Here is a 16,751-nt window from a genome sequence, read left to right as displayed (position 1 = left end):
TGAGCGTTTTAGAGGCTACTTCTGAGCTTGGGGCGCCTGGGCGCTCTCGACACCCTCGCCGGGGGTTACGCGGCGCGCACCGTTGAAGCGGCGTGCCCAGTAGGCGATGCTCATGTCTTCCACCCGGATCTCCGAGCCGCTGCGGGGCGAGTGGATGAACTTGCCGTCCCCCACGTAAATGCCCACGTGGCTGAAGTTGCGGCGCATGGTGTTGAAAAACACCAGGTCACCCGGTTGGAGTTCTTTCTTGTCGATGACCTGGGTGGCAGCCGCCTGCTGATCGGCACGGCGGGGCAATAGCAGGCCCACGGTCTGTTCGTAGATGGCGCGCACAAAGCCGCTGCAGTCAAAACCGGTTTCGGCACTGTTGCCGCCGCGCTTGTAGGGCACGCCCAAAAAGCCCATGGCGTTGACCACCAGGTCACCCGCATGGCCGGCAACAGTCTGGGCCTTGTCTGCCACCTTGTGGCTCACGTCTTCGAGTCGGGTGAGAAGCCCTTTGTCCGCGAGCAAGCGGTCCATATCGTCAGAATTGGTGCCCTGGGGCGCAGCATGCGCTGCGGTGGCGCAGGCAAGGATGAGGATGCATAACCATCTGGACATGGGGGCGAAGGGTAACACGATATGGTTATTTATAAAAAATAATCGTTTTTACAAGCTGTTGATTTCATTCAGATAAATCGGTGGTTCCAGCCTTTTCACAGGCAACTGCAGCTTGCAAGATGTGCGCCAGATGGGGGCTGTACCGCGCTGGTGCAGGACGTAAAGCATGGCCCGGGAATACAAGGAGGTTGAAGGCATGGGTTGGACACCAAATCGGCGGGTAGCGCTAGTGCGCAAAGCCCAGATAGCTCTGTTTTTGATAGTGACGGGCGCGCAGACCGTCACCCATGCCCAAAATGCGCCCGCCCCTGCGCCAGCGGTGTCACTGGTGCCCGTTGCCACCGGTTTGGTGCATCCCTGGGCGGTGGCCTTTTTGCCCGGCGGGCAGTTTTTGGTGACCGAGCGCCCGGGGCGCCTGCGCGTGGTCAGTGCAACGGGGCAGGTGGGGCCTGCGCTGGCAGGGGTCCCGCCGGTGGCAGCGGGCGGGCAAGGCGGCCTGCTGGACGTGGTGACCGACAACGACTTTGCCCGCACCCGCCGTATCTACTTTTGTTTTGCCGAGCCCGCCGCTGGTGGCACGGTGGGCAACAGCACGGCGGTGGCGCGCGCCACCCTGTCGGCAGATGCCAGCAGCCTGCAGGACGTGCGCATCATCTTCAGCCAGCGGCCCAAGGTCGAGAGCGCGCTGCACTTTGGCTGCCGCATTGCCCAGGCCAGTGATGGCAACCTGTTTGTGGCGTTGGGCGAGCGCTACCACCGTAAGGACGACGCCCAAAAGCTCGACAACCACCACGGCAAGGTCATCCGCATCACGCCCGACGGAGCAGCGCCGCCCGACAACCCTTACGTGAAGCAGCCCGGCGCCTTGGCCGAGATCTGGAGCTACGGCCACCGCAACCCCCAGGGCGCCACGATGGCCCCCGACGGCAAGCTGTGGATGCACGAACATGGCCCGCAGGGCGGTGACGAAATCAATCTGCCCCAGCCCGGGCGCAACTACGGCTGGCCTGTCATCACCTACGGCGAGAACTACGGCGGCGGAAAGATGGGCGAGGGCACGGCCCGCTCCGGGATGGAACAGCCGCTGCACCACTGGACACCGTCCATCGCCCCCTCGGGCATGGCGTTTCTGACCAGTACGCGCTACGGCGCGGCGTGGCAGGGCAGTTTGTTCGTCGGGTCGCTCAAGTTTGGCACCCTGCACCGGCTGGAAGTGTCTGGCGGCAAGGTGCAAAAGGAGGAGCGGCTGTTGCAAGGCAATGGCGAGCGCATCCGCGACGTACGCCAGGGGCCAGACGGCTTGTTGTACCTGCTGACCGACAGCCCGCAGGGACGGTTGCTGCGCTTGCAGCCCGCTGCGGCCCCATGACCGGTTTTGCTTGATGCAGGTCAAGCAAGCCCGGAGATGGGTGACCGAACCGGTGGACCCGGGGTGATCCCGCAGGCTGGGCGCGTATTTTCGGTATAGGCTGGCGCGATGCATGCTGAGCCCACCACCTCTTCCCCTGCCACGCCTTCCGCACCTCCTGCGGCCTCGGTCAATCCGGGCACCGCGCCCGACGATCTGGCGAGCACGCCGGCCCGGTCCCAGCTGGCCCTGCGCCGTGTGGCGATCGACACCTGGCGAGAAAACGTCGTCTACCTGCACCGCGACTGCGCCGTGTACCGGGCCGAGGGCTTCCAGGCGCTGTCCAAGATCGAGGTGCGCGCCAACGGCCGCCGCATTCTGGCCACGGTCAACGTGGTGGACGATCTCGCCATCGTGGGTTGCAACGAATTGGGCCTATCGGAAGACGCGTTTGCCCAGCTGGGCGTGGAGAACGGCCACACCGTGTCGGTGGCGCAGGCCGAGCCGCCCGAGTCCATGGGCGCGCTGTTCCGCAAGATCGCCAGCGAGCGCCTCTCGCGCGAGGATTTTGGCGCCATCGTGCGCGACATTGCCGATCACCGGTATTCCAAGATCGAACTCACCGCCTTTGTGGTGGCCTGCCACCGCAGCGAGCTGGACCGGGAGGAGGTTTTCTTTCTGACCGACGCCATGGTGAACAGCGGCCGGCGCCTGGACTGGCACGAGCCGCTGGTGGTGGACAAGCACTGCATCGGCGGCATCCCCGGCAACCGCACCACCATGCTGGTCGTGCCCATCGTGGCCGCGCACGGCATGCTGTGCCCTAAAACCTCGTCGCGCGCCATCACCTCGCCCGCTGGCACGGCCGACACCATGGAAGTGCTGGCCAAGGTGGAGCTGCCGCTGGAGCAACTGGCCGACATCGTGCGCGACTACCGGGGCTGCCTGGCCTGGGGTGGCACGGCCAACCTGTCGCCTGCGGATGATGTGCTGATCTCGGTGGAGCGGCCACTCTCCATCGACTCGGCCGGACAGATGGTGGCGTCCATCCTGTCCAAAAAGGTGGCAGCTGGTGCCACGCACCTGGTGCTCGACATTCCCATCGGCCCCACGGCCAAGGTGCGGTCCATGCCCGACGCGCAACGCCTGCGCCGCCTGTTTGAATATGTGGCGCGGCGCATGGGCCTGTCGCTGGACGTGGTCATCACCGACGGCCGTCAGCCCGTGGGCCAGGGCGTGGGCCCGGTGCTGGAGGCCCGCGATGTGATGCGTGTGCTGCAAAACGATCCACGCGCGCCCCACGACCTGCGGCAAAAGGCACTGCGCCTGGCCGGGCGCCTGATCGAATGCGACCCCGATGTGCGCGGCGGCGACGGTTATGCGATTGCGCGCGACATCCTCGACTCGGGCCGGGCCTTGGCGCGCATGAACGCCATCATCGCCGCCCAGGGCGCCACGGGGTTTGACCACAACCACCCAGCGTTGGGTGCGCTGACGCTGGATGTGGTGGCACCCGCCAGCGGCGTGGTGGCGGGCATCGACAACTACCAGATCGCCCGCGTGGCGCGGCTGGCCGGTGCGCCCAAGGTGCCGGGTGCCGGGGTGGACCTGATGCACAAGCTGGGCGACACCGTGGCCGCTGGCGACCTGCTGTACCGCGTGCACGCCAGCTATCCGGCCGACCTGGAGTTTGCGCGCCACGCGTGCGATCGGGACAGCGGCTACCGCCTGGGCACCGCCGATGAAGTGCCGCGCGTGTTTGTGGAGTTCTGACCATGGCCGCACCTGAAGCCGCTTGTGTGCTGTATTTCGACGACGAAGTCGCGCCTGCGCTGCGACTTGCACAGGCTGCGGGCCTGACGGCCTGCGCCATTGAGCGCCACCGCTTCCCCGATGGCGAACTCAAGCTGCGCCTACCGGTGGACGACACGGGCTGTCTGCCCCAACGCGCCGTGTTGCTGCGCAGCCTGCACCAGCCCAATGAAAAACTGGTGGAGCTGCTGCTGGCCGCCCGCACGGCCCGCAGCCTGGGCGTGCAGCACCTCACGCTGGTGGCGCCGTACCTGGCCTACATGCGGCAGGACATCGCCTTCCACCCCGGCGAGGCCGTGAGCCAGCAGGTGGTGGGTGGATTTTTGGCGGGCTTGTTCGATGCCGTGATCACGGTGGACCCGCACCTGCACCGCATCGACCGGCTGGAGCAGGCCATCCCTGTGCCGCAGGCCGTGGTGCTCAGCGGCGCCGAGCCGCTGGCCGACCTGATCGCTGAGCGCCGTCCGAATGCGCTGCTGGTGGGGCCCGACGGCGAATCCGCCCAGTGGATCGCCCAGGCCGCCGCCCGCCACGGCTTTGACCATGCCGTGTGCACCAAGGTGCGCCATGGCGACCGCAATGTCGCTATAGAGTTGCCCGCCCTCAACGCCCAAGGCCGGGCCGTGTTGCTGCTGGACGACATGGCCAGCACCGGCCGCACGCTGGCGCTGGCCGCCCGGCTGCTGCTGCAGGCGGGCGCCGCCTCGGTGGAGGTGGCCGTGACGCATGCGTTGTTTGCGGGCGATGCGCTGCAGGCGCTTCGCGACGCCGGGGTGGGGGAGGTCTGGAGCACGGACTGCATTCCGCACCCGAGCAACGCGGTGGCGATGGCCGGACCGCTGGCGGGGGCACTGCGGTCGGTCCTGGCTGTGTAACCGGCGCCGCCGGGCACCGCCGGGCTGCGACAATGCGCCATTCCCCTGCGCCCCGTCCCGGCCAGCGCATTCCAGAACACGCACACGATCGAACACACCATGCTGCTTGACGCCACCGAATCCCAACTCGTCCTGGTCGATTACCAGGAGCGCCTGATGCCCGCCATCCACGAAGGCCCCGCCGTGCTGGCCAACGCCCGCCGCCTGGCCGAGATCGCCCGCATGCTGGACGTGCCCGTGTGGGGCACCGAGCAAAACCCCTCGCGCCTGGGAGCCAACGACGCCGCACTGCGCGCCCTGTGCCAGAAGACCCTGGCCAAGATGCACTTCAGTGCCGCCGAAGAAGGCCTGGGCGAATGGCTGCGCCCACCGGCCAAGCCCCAGGGCGGCAACGCACGCAGCCTGCCCAAACACTTGCAAAAGCCCGCACCGCTGGCGGCAGAGCGCGGCACCATCGTGATTGCCGGGTGCGAGGCCCATGTCTGCCTGCTGCAGACCGCGCTGGACCTGATCGACGACGAGTTTGAAGTGTGGGTGGTGACCGACGCCTGCGGCTCGCGCACCGAACGCAACCGCGACGCCGCCTTCGACCGCCTGGCCGGCGCAGGCGCTGAGCTGGTGACCACCGAGATGGTGGCGTTTGAATGGCTCGGCAGCTGCGAGCACCCGGCGTTCAAGGACGTGCTGGGGCTGATCAAATAATCAGTTTTGAGCCAAATTGGCTGCTAGCGCTTGATATTCAAGCGCTAGCAGCTATCAAAATCATAGTGATTGGAGTGAGTTTCGGTCAGGCGAAGTAGGGCACGGCCACTTTGACCAGCAACCCCACCACCGCACAGCCGCCCAGCAGCGGCATGACGCCTAGCTTGAAGCGGAACAGCGCCACCAGCGCCCCCACGGCGATGACGGCCGATACGGCGTCAAAGCGGCCGCCAAAGCCCTGCGGCCACAGCAGGTGGTAGGCAAAAAACAGCGCCAGGTTCAGGATCACGCCCACCACAGCAGCCGTGATGGCCGACAGCGGCGCGGTGAATCCCAGCTTGCCGTGCGTGGCCTCCACCAGCGGGCCGCCCGCCAGGATAAAGATGAACGAGGGCAAAAAGGTCACAAAGGTCACGACCGCGGCCGCCGCCACGGCGCCTGCAAAGAGGGCGTCCGGCCCCCACACCTGCTGCAGCCAGCCGCCCACAAAACCCACAAACGCCACCACCATGATCAGCGGGCCGGGCGTGGTCTCGCCCAGGGCCAGACCATCGATCATTTGCGGGCCGCTGAGCCACTGGTAGTGCTCCACCGCGCCCTGATACACATAGGGCAACACAGCATAGGCGCCGCCAAAAGTGAGCATGGCCGCCTTGGTGAAGAACCAGCCCATCTGCGTGAGCGTGCCTTGCCAGCCCTGCGTAGCCACCAGCAGGCCCATGGCCGCCAGCCACAGCCCCAGCCCCGCCAACAATACCTTGACCAGGTGGACGCGGGAGAAGCGCGCATGGGTGGGCGTTGGCGTGTCGTCATCGATCAGGGCCGGGCCATAGCCCTGGTGGGCGTTGGCATGGCCGCCCCCCAGCGCAAACACGGCGGGCCAGCGCTGCGCGCCCAAGTAGCCGATCAGCCCGGCCGCCAGCACGATGGCCGGGAAGGGCGTGTCGAACGCAAAGATGGCCACAAACGACGCGGCAGCAATGCCCCACATCCAGCCGTTCTTGAGCGCGCGGGTGCCGATGCGGTGCGCCGCATGCAGCACCAGCGCCGTCACGGCGGGCTTGATGCCATAGAAGATGCCTGCCACCACGGGCACGTCGCCAAAGCGCAGGTACACCCACGACAACCCGATCAGGATGAACAGCGAAGGCAGCACAAACAGCGCCCCCGCCACGATGCCGCCCCAGGTGCGGTGCATGAGCCAGCCGATGTAGGTGGCCAGCTGCTGCGCCTCGGGGCCGGGCAGCAGCATGCAGTAGTTGAGGGCGTGCAAGAAGCGGTTTTCGCTGATCCAGCGGCGCCGCTCCACCAGCTCGGCGTGCATGATGGCGATCTGGCCAGCCGGCCCGCCAAAGCTGATGAACCCGAGCTTGAGCCAGAACCAAAAGGCTTCGCGGAAAGGGACGGAGGTGGGGGCAGGGGACTGCGCTGTTTGCATGGCCCCGGAGTGTGACAGGCCGATGTGACGCTTGCCGACATATCCGTATTCCAACGGCACTTGGAACCCTGTGGGCAGAGAACAGGGTCCGCCACGTCAGTTTGCCGCAAGCCCGTCATGAATAATTATGAATTCAAAACCTGCTGTCCTGGCAGGGCGAGAGAGATGCCGAGGAGACACCCACAATGACCGCACACAGCACCTACGCCGACTTCTACCGCCAGTCCATCGACCACCGCGACACCTTCTGGAGCGAGCAGGCGAAGCTGATCGACTGGAAGACGCCGCCCCAGCAGGTGTGCGACTACAGCAACCCGCCGTTTGCCAAATGGTTTGTGGGCGGCACCACCAACCTGTGCCACAACGCGGTTGACCGGCACCTGACCACGCGCGCCAGCCAGGCGGCGCTGGTGGCAATATCGACAGAAACCGACACCGAGCGCAGCTACAGCTTTGCCGAACTGCACGCCGAGGTGCAGCGCATGGCGGCCGTGCTGCTGTCGCTGGGCGTGAAGAAGGGCGACCGCGTGCTCATCTACATGCCCATGATTGCCGAGGCCGCGTTTGCCATGCTGGCCTGCGTGCGCATTGGCGCGCTGCATTCGGTGGTGTTTGGCGGCTTCGCCTCGGGCTCGCTGGCCTCGCGCATCGAAGACGCCGAGCCCGTGGCGGTGGTCAGTGCCGATGCCGGATCGCGTGGCGGCAAGGTGGTGCCCTACAAGCCGTTGCTGGACGAGGCCATTGCGTTGTCCAAACACAAGCCCGCCGCGGTGTTGATGGTCAACCGGGGCCTGGCCCCCATGCACCTGCAGGCCGGGCGCGACCACGAATGGGCCCCCTTGCGCGAGCAGCATCTGAACACCGTGGTGCCCTGCGCATGGGTCGAATCCACCCACCCCAGCTACACGCTGTACACCAGCGGCACCACGGGCAAGCCCAAGGGCGTGCAGCGGGACACGGGTGGCTATGCGGTGGCGCTGGCGGCGAGCATGAAGCACATCTTTGATGCCAAGGCGGGCGATGTGTACTTTGCGACCAGCGATATCGGCTGGGTGGTGGGGCACAGCTACATCATCTACGGCCCGCTGATTGCGGGCATGACGACCATCATGTACGAGGGCCTGCCCACGCGGCCCGATGCGGGCGTGTGGTGGAGCATTGTCGAGAAGTACCAGGTCACGCACATGTTCTCGGCCCCCACGGCGGTACGGGTGCTCAAGAAACAAGACCCGGCCTACCTGGCGAAGTACAACGTGCAAAGCCTCAAGGCCCTGTGGCTGGCCGGTGAGCCGCTGGACGAGCCTACCGCCCAGTGGATCAGCGACGCCCTGCAAGTGCCCATCATCGACAACTACTGGCAGACCGAAACCGGCTGGCCCATTCTGACCCTGGCCAATGGCGTGGAAAAACAAACCACACGTTTCGGCAGCCCGGGCAAGGCCATGTACGGCTACGGGGTGAAGCTGATCGACGAGGCCACGGGTGAGGAACTGACAGGCCCCAACCAGAAGGGCGTGGTCGCCATCGAAGGCCCGCTGCCCCCCGGCTGCATGCAGACCGTGTGGCGCGACGACGCCCGCTTTGTGAACACCTATTGGAAGAGCATCCCCGGCCGCCTCATCTACAGCACGTTCGACTGGGGCATCCGCGATGCGGACGGCTATCACTTCATCCTGGGCCGCACTGACGACGTGATCAACGTGGCCGGCCACCGCCTGGGTACGCGCGAGATCGAGGAGAGCATTGCCTCCCACCCCAACATCGCTGAAGTGGCTGTGGTGGGCGTGGCGGACAGCCTCAAGGGCCAGGTGGCCATGGCGTTTGCCGTGGTGCGCGATTCCTCGGGCCTGACCGATGACGCCGCACGCCTCAAGCTCGAAGGCGAGGTGATGAAGCAGGTGGACCACCAGCTGGGCGCCGTGGCGCGACCGTCGCGCGTGTACTTTGTGACCGTGCTGCCCAAGACCCGCAGCGGCAAGCTGCTGCGCCGCGCCCTGCAGGCCGTGGCCGAGCGGCGCGACCCGGGCGACCTCACGACGATGGAAGACCCGGCTGCGCTGCAACAGGTGAAGGACTTGGTGGGCTGAGTTCAGGCCAGCGCCAACCAGCAGGGCGGGCGCCGTGCTGGTCCTGCCGAGTCACTGCGGTGGCTTGGCCACAAACGCCTGTTTACCGTGCCGGTCAAACCCCGCCTGCTCGTAAAAACGCAGGGTGTGTTCGTCCTTGCGGCCTGTCATCAGCATGACCTTGTAGCAGCGCTCTCGCCAGGCATGGGCCAGGGTGTGCTGCAGCAGCGCGTGCCCCCAGCCCTCGCTGCGGTGGGCGGTGTGTGTCACCACGTTCTCGATGACGCCATAAGGGCGGCAGGCGCGCGTGAGGTTGGGGATGACGGTCAGCGTGCAGGACGAAACCAACTGGCCTTCATCCCACCCTCCAAAGTACCGAATGCGTGGGTTGGCGAGCGCCTCAGTCCACACGGCTTGCACCTCGGGTCCAGAGGGCAGCGGGTCGTCATGCTCGTGCAGGTGGGTGTACAGGCCAAGCAGAGGGGCAAGGTCTTCGGCGCGGAGTTCGCGGATGTTCAAGGCCTGCCTCCAGGTGACGACGAGAATGCTTGGTTACTATTAAAACAATAGCTGTTAGCGCATATGGCACTAGCGCTTGGCAACGATTTCAGTGTTTTTAAATGGGCCGGTTGCGCCGCCACCCTGCAGGGGGCTGCCAGTGGGGTGTCCAGCCGATGAAGTCCTCCAGCGGCATGGGCCGGGCGATGCAGTAGCCCTGCGCTTGCAAACAGCCCAGCTGCAGCAACATCTGCCCCTGTTCAACGGTTTCCACCCCCTCGGCGATCACCCGGTAGCCGAACGAGCGGGCCAGGCCGATCACGCCCTGCACGATGGCCAGGTCGCCGGGGTCACCCATCATGCCGTGCACAAAGCTCTGGTCGATCTTGAGCGTGTCCATGGGCAGGCGGCGCAGGTAGGTCAGCGACGAGTAGCCGGTGCCAAAGTCGTCCAGCGCCACCGTCACGCCCATGGCGCGCAGGGCGTTCAGGGTGTCGGCCACGGCGCTCAGGTCGTACAGGGCGGCGCTTTCGGTGATCTCGATCTCGACCAGGTGCGCGGGCACGCGGGGGTGGCGCGCCAGGCAAGCGGCCACCCAGTCGGCAAAACCCGGCTGCTGCAGGTGCTGGGCGGCAATGTTGATGCTCAGCGGCATGGGCATGCCCCGGTCCTGCAACTGCTCCAGCACCGTGAGTGCCGCCTCGGCCACCCATTCGCCAAAGCCGATCTCCAGGTCGGTGCCCTCCAGCAGCGGCAAGAATTCGCCGGGCGGCACCAGGCCCCGCTCGGGGTGTAGCCAGCGCGAGAGCACTTCGGCGCCCACCACGGTGCCGCTGCGCATGTCCACCTTGGGTTGCAGGTACAGGGTGAACTGGGCTTGCGCCAGCGCCTCGCGCAGGTAGTGTCCCTGGGCGCGCAGCAGTTGCACGGCGCGCTCCTGGGCGGCGTCGAACTGGTGAAAACGGTTGCGCCCGGCCTGCTTGGCGGCATACATGGCTTGGTCGGCATGGCGCAGCAGGGTGTCGGCGTCGGCGTCGTCCTGCGGGAAGATGGTGTAGCCAATGCTGGCCGTGACGACCACGCGCTCGGTGTCCAGCGTGTAGGGGGCCGAGACGCTTTCCATCACGCGGCCCAGAATGCGCTCGCAGTCGGCCACCGACTCCAGCCCGGGCATCAGGATCACGAACTCGTCGCCCCCCAGCCGGGCCACCGTGTCCACCGGCTGCAGTGCGCGCGTGAGCCGGCCGCCCACCACCACCAGCAGGCGGTCGCCCGCGCCGTGGCCCAGGCGGTCGTTCACGGGCTTGAAACCGTCCAGGTCCAGGTAGGCCACGCCCAGCTGCTTGCCGGTGTCACGGGCCTGGGCCATGCATTCCTGCAGCTTGCGCGCCAGCAGCACGCGGTTGGGCAGGCCGGTGAGGGCGTCGTACAGCGCCAGGCGCTGCAGCATGACCTCTTGCTCGCGCTGTGGGGTCACGTCGATGGCCACACCCAGCATGCGGGCTGGCCGGCCTTGCTCGTCAAAGCCGACGATCTTGCCCAGGTTGCGCACCCAGCGCACCGGTTCGCTCGGCTGGTTCAGCCGCCAGGTGGCGTCGAACGGTGTGCCCAGGTGGGCGGTGTGGCGCGACAGCTCGGCGGTGATGCGGTCGATGTCGTCCGGGGCGATGGCCGTGGTCCATTGCACGGCCGCCGTGGTGTCGCCGGTCGCCGCCAGCCCGCGCATGGCGCGCCAGCGGCGGTCGCCTGTGACCAGGCCGGTCTGCAGGTCCCAGTCCCACAGGCCCAGCGAAGCGGCGGAGATGGTGAGCGACAGCAGGGCCTCGCGTTCACGCACCTGTACCTCGTTGCGCTTGCGGTCGGTGATGTCGTGCACCGAGAACAGCCAGCAGGGCTCGCCGTCGAACTCGGTGGCACGCATCGATTGCAGCACCGTGCGTCGGGGGCCATTGCGCACGTTCAGCGTCACTTCGTAGTCGCTGAGGTGGCCGGTCTGGCTGACCTGCTCCATCAGGCGTTGGCGGTCTTCGGCCGTGAAGATGCCCAGCTCCACGGCGGTGCGGCCAATGGCTTGCTCGCGGGGAATGCCCAGCATGTCGACCCAGGCGGGGTTGATGTCCACATAGCGGCCGTCGCTGCGGTGCGACAGGCCCATGGGGTAGGGCATGAGGTGGAAGATGCGGGAGAAGCGCTCCTCGGACTGGCGCAGGCGCTGGTCGGCGCGCTTGGCCTCGTCGATGTCCTGCATCACGCCGCGCACCTTGACCACGCGGCCGTTCTCGATCACCGGTTCGCCGCTTGCGCGCACCCACAGCAGATGGCCGTCGGCGTGATAGACCTCCATCTCCATGCTCCACTCGGTGCGCGAACGGATGCTCTGGCGGAATTTTTCGCGCAGCGCCTCGCGGTACTGCGGGGCCACATGGCGGTCGATGTAGTCGCTGGGCGGCGGCTGGTTGGGGGACAGGCCGTGGATGTCAAAACACACGTCCGACCAGTACACTAGTCCGCGCCCGCGCTCGTCCTCCCACGCGCCCAGCCGGGCCAGGCGGCCGGCTTGCTGCAACTGGTGGTACAGCGCCCGAAGTTCGTCGCTGGTGCGTTGGGCTTCGGTCATGTCGTGGAAAACGAAAACAAAGCAGTTTTCGCCATTCACAAGCACAGAGCGTGCCGACATCAGGCCCGGCACCTGCACCCCTTTGCTTTGCGCGACCAGGGGCAGACGGTCCACCTTGCCCTCGCGCTGGTAGGTCTCCAGCAGCCGCTTGCGCTCGTGCTCGTTGGCCCAGATCTGTAGCTCTGACGAGGTGCGGCCCAGAACCTCCTCGCGCCTGAAGCCCAGCAGCGCGCAGAACGCCGGGTTCACGTCGATGTAGCGCCCGTCGGCAATGCGGGTGATGCCTGCCGGGTCGGGCAGCGTCTGGTAGAAGGTGGTGTATTTGGCCTCGGCAGATTGCAGCGCCTCCTCGGCCTCCCGGTGGGCGGTGATGTCCACGTCCATGCCGATCAGGCTGGCCGGGCGGCCCTGGGCGTCGCGCTTGGCAACGGTGCCGCGCGACATCAGCCAGCGCCAACGGCCCTGGGTGTCCATCACGCGGAACTCGGCCTCGTAGCTTTCCTCCAGCCCGTCCATGGCGCGCGCCAGCTTGGCGGCATTGCGTTCGGCGTCCAGCGGGTGGCGCCGGGCGTACCAGCGTTGCCAGAGGTCGGGCGACTGCATGTCGGCACTGGTGATGCCATAGGCCTCGTAAAACCGGCCGTCACACGAAAACTGGCGCTCCACCACATCCCACTGCCAGCGGCCGCCCCCCAGGGCGTCCAGCGCCAGGCGCAGCTGGTGCTCTTGCTGGCCCAGCGTCTGCTGGATCTCGCTGCGCGCCAGCTCGGCGCGGGAGCGGGCGGCGATCACCAGCCAGCCAATCCCCAGCATCAACACCCCGGCGCCGTGGTGCCAGTGCAGGTTGCTGGTGCCTTCGGGGGCCGTGCCGGTGGCCGTGGTGACCAGCGACACCACCAGCGGCAGCGTGAGGGTCAGGCCCGCCAGCGGTGCCCAGTCGGGCCAGGCCCAGCGCCTGCCCAGGCTGCGCCAACCCCAGCCAGTGGCCAGTGCGCCCCCCAAAACGGAGGTGGCGGGCCAGGCGGCCGAAGTGTCGGTCCAGAGGGCGGCCTGCAAGGCCAGCAGGGCGGTAATGGCCGCCGCCGGCACGCCAAAGAACAGCGCCATGAACGCCGTGGCAGTGGGGTAGGCCACGATGTGCAGCTCTGGCGCGTTCCAGCGCAGGGCCTCAAAAGCGGCGATGGAGACCAGCCCACCCGCCACTCCGAGCAGGATCAGCGTGCGCCGGGAAGGGTGCAGCGACTCTTGTGGTGACAGCCAGACCGGCACCAACAGCAGCAGCATGAGGGCCGTGCCTGCCAGTAGCGTGTTGTCACCCATGGCGTTTTCCTTGGGCGGCCTGGTGCCGCGAACACGCCTTAGAGGGGGCTGGATGGGCGCTAACGACGGGCGGGCGACCCTGCGGGAGGAGCGGGGGCATGTCGCGACCCGTGTCGCATGGGGCTTTCCTCAGAAAGCATGCACCCGATAAAAAAACCATGTGTCAAGTTTAGGCCTGTTCTGAGGCGGCCCGGGCGGGACGCAGCGTCCTGATAAGTCCGGTTGACAACAAGGTGCCACACACGATCACCAGCGCGCAGCCCACCATCCATGGCGTGATGCTCTCGCCCAGGAACAGCGTGCCATACAGCACGGCAAACACGGGCGTAATGAACGTGACGGCCAGCGCCCGGCTGGGGCCTGCGTGCTCGATCAGGCGAAAGTACAAGATGTAGGCAATGCCGGTGCACAGCACGGCAATCGCCAGGATGGCCGCCCAGGCGCGCACCCCGGGCATCTGGGCCGGCCACAGCCACAGCGTAGGCAGCGCCATGCCAAGCGCCGCCCCCAGCTGGCTGCCAGCAGCCGTGGCCAGCGGCGGCAGGCCCGTGAGGTGGCGCCGCGCAAAACTGGCCGACACGCCGTAGAACGCCGATGCCAGCAGGCAGGCCGCAATGGCCCAGTGGGCATGGTCGGTCTTGAACCCGGTGCCGGCGGGGGCGCGCCAGGCCAGCAGGGCCACGCCCACAAAACCCAGCGCCAGCCCCACCCAGCGCAAGCGGTTGATGCGGTCGCCCAGCCACACCCAGGCGATCAACGCGCCAAACAGCGGCACCGTGGCGTTGAGGATCGAGGTCAGGCCCGTAGCAATGTGCAGCACCGCCCACGAGAACAGCGAGAACGGAATCGCCGAATTGATGACGCCCGCAAACAAAATGGGCCGCCAGTGCGCGCGCAGCGCAGGCCAGTGGCCCTGGCGCAGCATGATGGGCCACAGGAACACCGTGGCCAGCGCCACCCGCAGGCCGGCAGTGGGCAGCGGGCCAAAGTCGGACGCGCCCAGGCGCATGAACAGGAACGACGCGCCCCACAGTGCGGCCAGCAGGATGAATTCACCGATCCAGGTGGAGACGGGCCGGGTGGCGGGGCTGTTCATGCAATGGCTTTCATGGGATGGGCGGCAGCAGCAAAAAGGGGTGCATTCTCCAATGTCAGCAAAGCCCTCTTACGATCGAGGCCGCCCGCGTAGCCGGTCAGGCTGCCATCGGCACCCAGCACGCGGTGGCAGGGCACCACCACGCTCAGCGGGTTGCGGCCCACCGCCGCGCCCACGGCCCGCACGGCGCTGGGGTTACCTAGCTGGCGGCCCAGCGCGCCGTAGCTGGTGGTCTGGCCCCGGCCAATCTGCAGCAGCGCGCGCCACACGGATTGCTGGAATACCGTGCCGCCTGACAGATCCAGCGGCAGGTCGAAGAGCTGGCGCTCTCCGGCCAGGTACTGCTGCAGCTGGTGCGCAGCCTCTTGCAGCACGGGGTGATGGCCTGGCCCCATTGCCCAGGCTTTAGGGCCGTGCAGGTGGGCCGTGGGCTCGTGGCGCTGGCCTTCAAACCAGACGCCCGACAAGCCGGTGGGGGAGGCGGCCAGCCGCACGGGCCCCAGCGGGGTGTCGGCCCGTGCCTGCACGGTGAGGGGGTGAAACTGCATATGGAGCGGTCGCTAGAGGGTGATGGGGGACGTTTTGGGGCGAAATCGGCACCATGCGCTAGTGCCTATTGCCTGAGGCGCTATGGTTTTGATAGTTTCTGGGCGTCTGCAGGTGCAGGCGTGCCGGCACCGCTGCTGCCAGCGGCCCAGGCGCGCAACACGGCATAGCTGCGCCAGGGGCGCCAGGCTTGCGAGGCTTCTTGCGCCGCGCGTGCCGGGTTTTTGTGCTGCTGTACCCCCAGCGCTTTGTGCAGCGCCACGTCACCGGCCGGAAAGGCGTCGGGCCAGCGCAGCACCCGCATGGCGATGTACTGCGCCGTCCAGTCGCCAATGCCGGGCAGGGCGCACAGGGCGACGGTGGTGCTGGGCACGTCGGCGCCCGCATGCAGGGCGAGGGCGCCGCTGTCCACCGCGCGGGCCAGCGCCACGATGGCCGCCTGCCGCTGGCGCACGATGCCCAGTTGGCCCAGCGTGTCGCCGTCGGCGCGGGCCAGGGTGGCTGCGGTGGGAAACAGCCGGTGCAGCTCGGGCCAGGGCGTGGCGATGGGCTCGCCCAGCCGCTCCACCAGCCGCTGGCCTAGTGTGCGCGCGGCTGCCACGGTGATCTGCTGGCCCAGCACGGCGCGCACGGCCAGCTCAAAGCCGTCAAACGCGCCGGGCACGCGCAGGCCGTCGCCGTCCGGGAAATGCGGGTGCAGCACGGCGTTGATGGCCGCCGGGTCGGCATCCAGGTCCAGCATGGCACGCACCCGGCGGATGACCAGCGGCAGCACTGGGTACAGGCTGTCGCTGGTTTGCAGAAGCACCTGGTTGCGCGCCACGTCAAAGCGGGCGCTGAACCAGCCCGTGGTTTCCGGGGCGAGGCCTGCGCTGCCCGATGCCGGATGCTGCAGGCGCACTGTGCGGCGCAAGGTGGCCTCCTGGGGCAGCACCCATTCCACCCCGTGGAACTGGCGCCGCTCAAAAAACGCCAGCAGCGCTGCCACATCGAATGGTGGCCGCCACGCCAGGCGCAGCGTGCTGCTGGCTCCAGGCCCGTCTGCGTGGACGGGCGCCGCTCCACGGCGGCGCAGCTGGGTGGGGTTGAGGCCATAGTGGCCCACAAAGGCTGCGTTGAACCGCCGCACGCTGGCGAACCCGCTGGCCAGCGCCACCTGCGTCACGGGCATCGCGGTGTCGGTGAGCAGTTGCTTGGCCGTGAGCAGCCGCCGCGTCTGCAGGTATTGCAGCGGCGATACGCCCAGGGCGGATTCAAAAATGCGGCGCAGATGCCGGTCGCTCACGCCCAGCCGCTCGGCCAGGCGGGCCACGGTGGCGCTCCCCTCGCCGGGTGCGGCCGGTGTGGGCCAGAGGTCGGGGGCATCCAGCAGGCGCACGGCCTGCTGCACCAGGATGCCGCTGGCGTCTTGCACCGACCACGCCATCGCCTGGGGGGCCAGCTCGGGCCGGCAGCGCAGGCAGGGGCGAAACCCGGCGCTTTCGGCCTGCGCTGCCAGCGCAAAAAACCGGCAGTTTTCGCGCCGGGGTGTGCGCACGGCGCAGACAGGGCGGCAGTAGATGCCGGTGGACGTCACCCCGGTGAAAAAATGCCCGTCAAACCGCGCATCGCGCGCCTGCAGCGCCAGGTAGCGGCCTTCGTCGGCTGCCGTGTCGGCGGTAGGGTTGGAGGGCAGGGCGGTGGAGGTCATGGGCCAGATCATAGGAGCCTGGCGCCCGGCCACTGGCCGTTTTCGGACCTGTGCCTTGGGCGGGTGTGGGGCTGGCGCCTGCGGCATCGACTGACAAACACCGGCGAGGCCGCCGCCTACAATGCAGCGGACTTTTCAAC

Annotated in this window: 12 protein-coding genes; 5 read left to right on the top strand and 7 right to left on the bottom strand. The window is 67.5% G+C overall.

What is annotated here, in order from left to right; genetic code table 11:
- Positions 1-15: 15 nt before the first annotated feature.
- Positions 16-603: a C40 family peptidase gene (locus ACT531_RS05225; protein WP_291442932.1), complete on the bottom strand. Its 588-nt coding sequence runs from the start codon at positions 601-603 to the stop codon at positions 16-18.
- A 196-nt stretch (positions 604-799) separates the two neighbouring features.
- Between ACT531_RS05225 and ACT531_RS05220 the strand changes: the two genes are divergently transcribed.
- The 4 genes from ACT531_RS05220 (at position 800) to ACT531_RS05205 (ending at position 5,340) form a co-directional block, all read left to right on the top strand.
- Positions 800-1,972 (top strand): PQQ-dependent sugar dehydrogenase, encoded by a 1,173-nt coding sequence (locus tag ACT531_RS05220; protein ID WP_476016733.1) that lies wholly within the window; start codon positions 800-802, stop codon positions 1,970-1,972.
- Between the two features lie 222 nt (positions 1,973-2,194).
- On the top strand, positions 2,195-3,724 hold the full coding sequence (locus ACT531_RS05215) for a thymidine phosphorylase family protein (protein ID WP_476016994.1): 1,530 nt from the start codon (positions 2,195-2,197) through the stop codon (positions 3,722-3,724).
- Positions 3,725-3,726: 2 nt separating this feature from the next.
- Complete coding sequence (locus tag ACT531_RS05210) at positions 3,727-4,638, top strand: ribose-phosphate diphosphokinase (RefSeq protein WP_476016732.1); 912 nt, start codon at positions 3,727-3,729, stop codon at positions 4,636-4,638.
- A gap of 99 nt (positions 4,639-4,737) precedes the next feature.
- The gene (locus ACT531_RS05205) at positions 4,738-5,340 is read left to right on the top strand and encodes an isochorismatase family protein (RefSeq protein WP_056062923.1); all 603 of its coding nucleotides are present in this window, start codon (positions 4,738-4,740) and stop codon (positions 5,338-5,340) included.
- Between the two features lie 85 nt (positions 5,341-5,425).
- Here the strand turns inward: ACT531_RS05205 and chrA are convergent, their stop codons facing one another.
- Positions 5,426-6,778 carry a chromate efflux transporter gene (gene chrA, locus ACT531_RS05200; RefSeq protein ID WP_476016731.1) on the bottom strand — a complete coding sequence of 451 codons (1,353 nt, stop codon included), beginning with the start codon at positions 6,776-6,778 and terminating at the stop codon, positions 5,426-5,428.
- Between the two features lie 185 nt (positions 6,779-6,963).
- Here chrA and ACT531_RS05195 point away from each other — a divergent pair, with 185 nt between their 5' ends.
- On the top strand, positions 6,964-8,865 hold the full coding sequence (locus tag ACT531_RS05195) for a propionate--CoA ligase (protein WP_476016730.1): 1,902 nt from the start codon (positions 6,964-6,966) through the stop codon (positions 8,863-8,865).
- Positions 8,866-8,916: 51 nt separating this feature from the next.
- On the opposite strand, the gene ACT531_RS05190 is transcribed toward ACT531_RS05195, so the two are convergent.
- The 5 genes from ACT531_RS05190 to ACT531_RS05170 all read right to left on the bottom strand — a co-directional run bounded on the left by ACT531_RS05190 (position 8,917) and on the right by ACT531_RS05170 (position 16,623).
- On the bottom strand, positions 8,917-9,363 hold the full coding sequence (locus tag ACT531_RS05190; protein WP_060986499.1) for a GNAT family N-acetyltransferase: 447 nt from the start codon (positions 9,361-9,363) through the stop codon (positions 8,917-8,919).
- 97 nt (positions 9,364-9,460) lie between these two features.
- Complete coding sequence (locus ACT531_RS05185) at positions 9,461-13,279, bottom strand: sensor domain-containing protein (protein WP_476016729.1); 3,819 nt, start codon at positions 13,277-13,279, stop codon at positions 9,461-9,463.
- 169 nt (positions 13,280-13,448) lie between these two features.
- Entirely contained in the window at positions 13,449-14,375 is a 927-nt protein-coding gene (locus ACT531_RS05180; RefSeq protein WP_476016728.1) for a DMT family transporter, read from the bottom strand.
- Positions 14,372-14,923 (bottom strand): methylated-DNA--[protein]-cysteine S-methyltransferase, encoded by a 552-nt coding sequence (locus tag ACT531_RS05175; protein WP_476016727.1) that lies wholly within the window; start codon positions 14,921-14,923, stop codon positions 14,372-14,374. Before ACT531_RS05175 ends, ACT531_RS05180 begins: the two co-directional genes overlap by 4 nt.
- An 80-nt stretch (positions 14,924-15,003) precedes the next feature.
- Positions 15,004-16,623: a DNA-3-methyladenine glycosylase 2 family protein gene (locus ACT531_RS05170; protein ID WP_476016726.1), complete on the bottom strand. Its 1,620-nt coding sequence runs from the start codon at positions 16,621-16,623 to the stop codon at positions 15,004-15,006.
- Positions 16,624-16,751 lie beyond the last annotated feature (128 nt).

The organism is Acidovorax sp. DMC1, from assembly GCF_056314325.1.
Note: the sequence above shows the minus strand (reverse complement) of the source record. Positions and strands in the feature narration are given on the sequence as shown.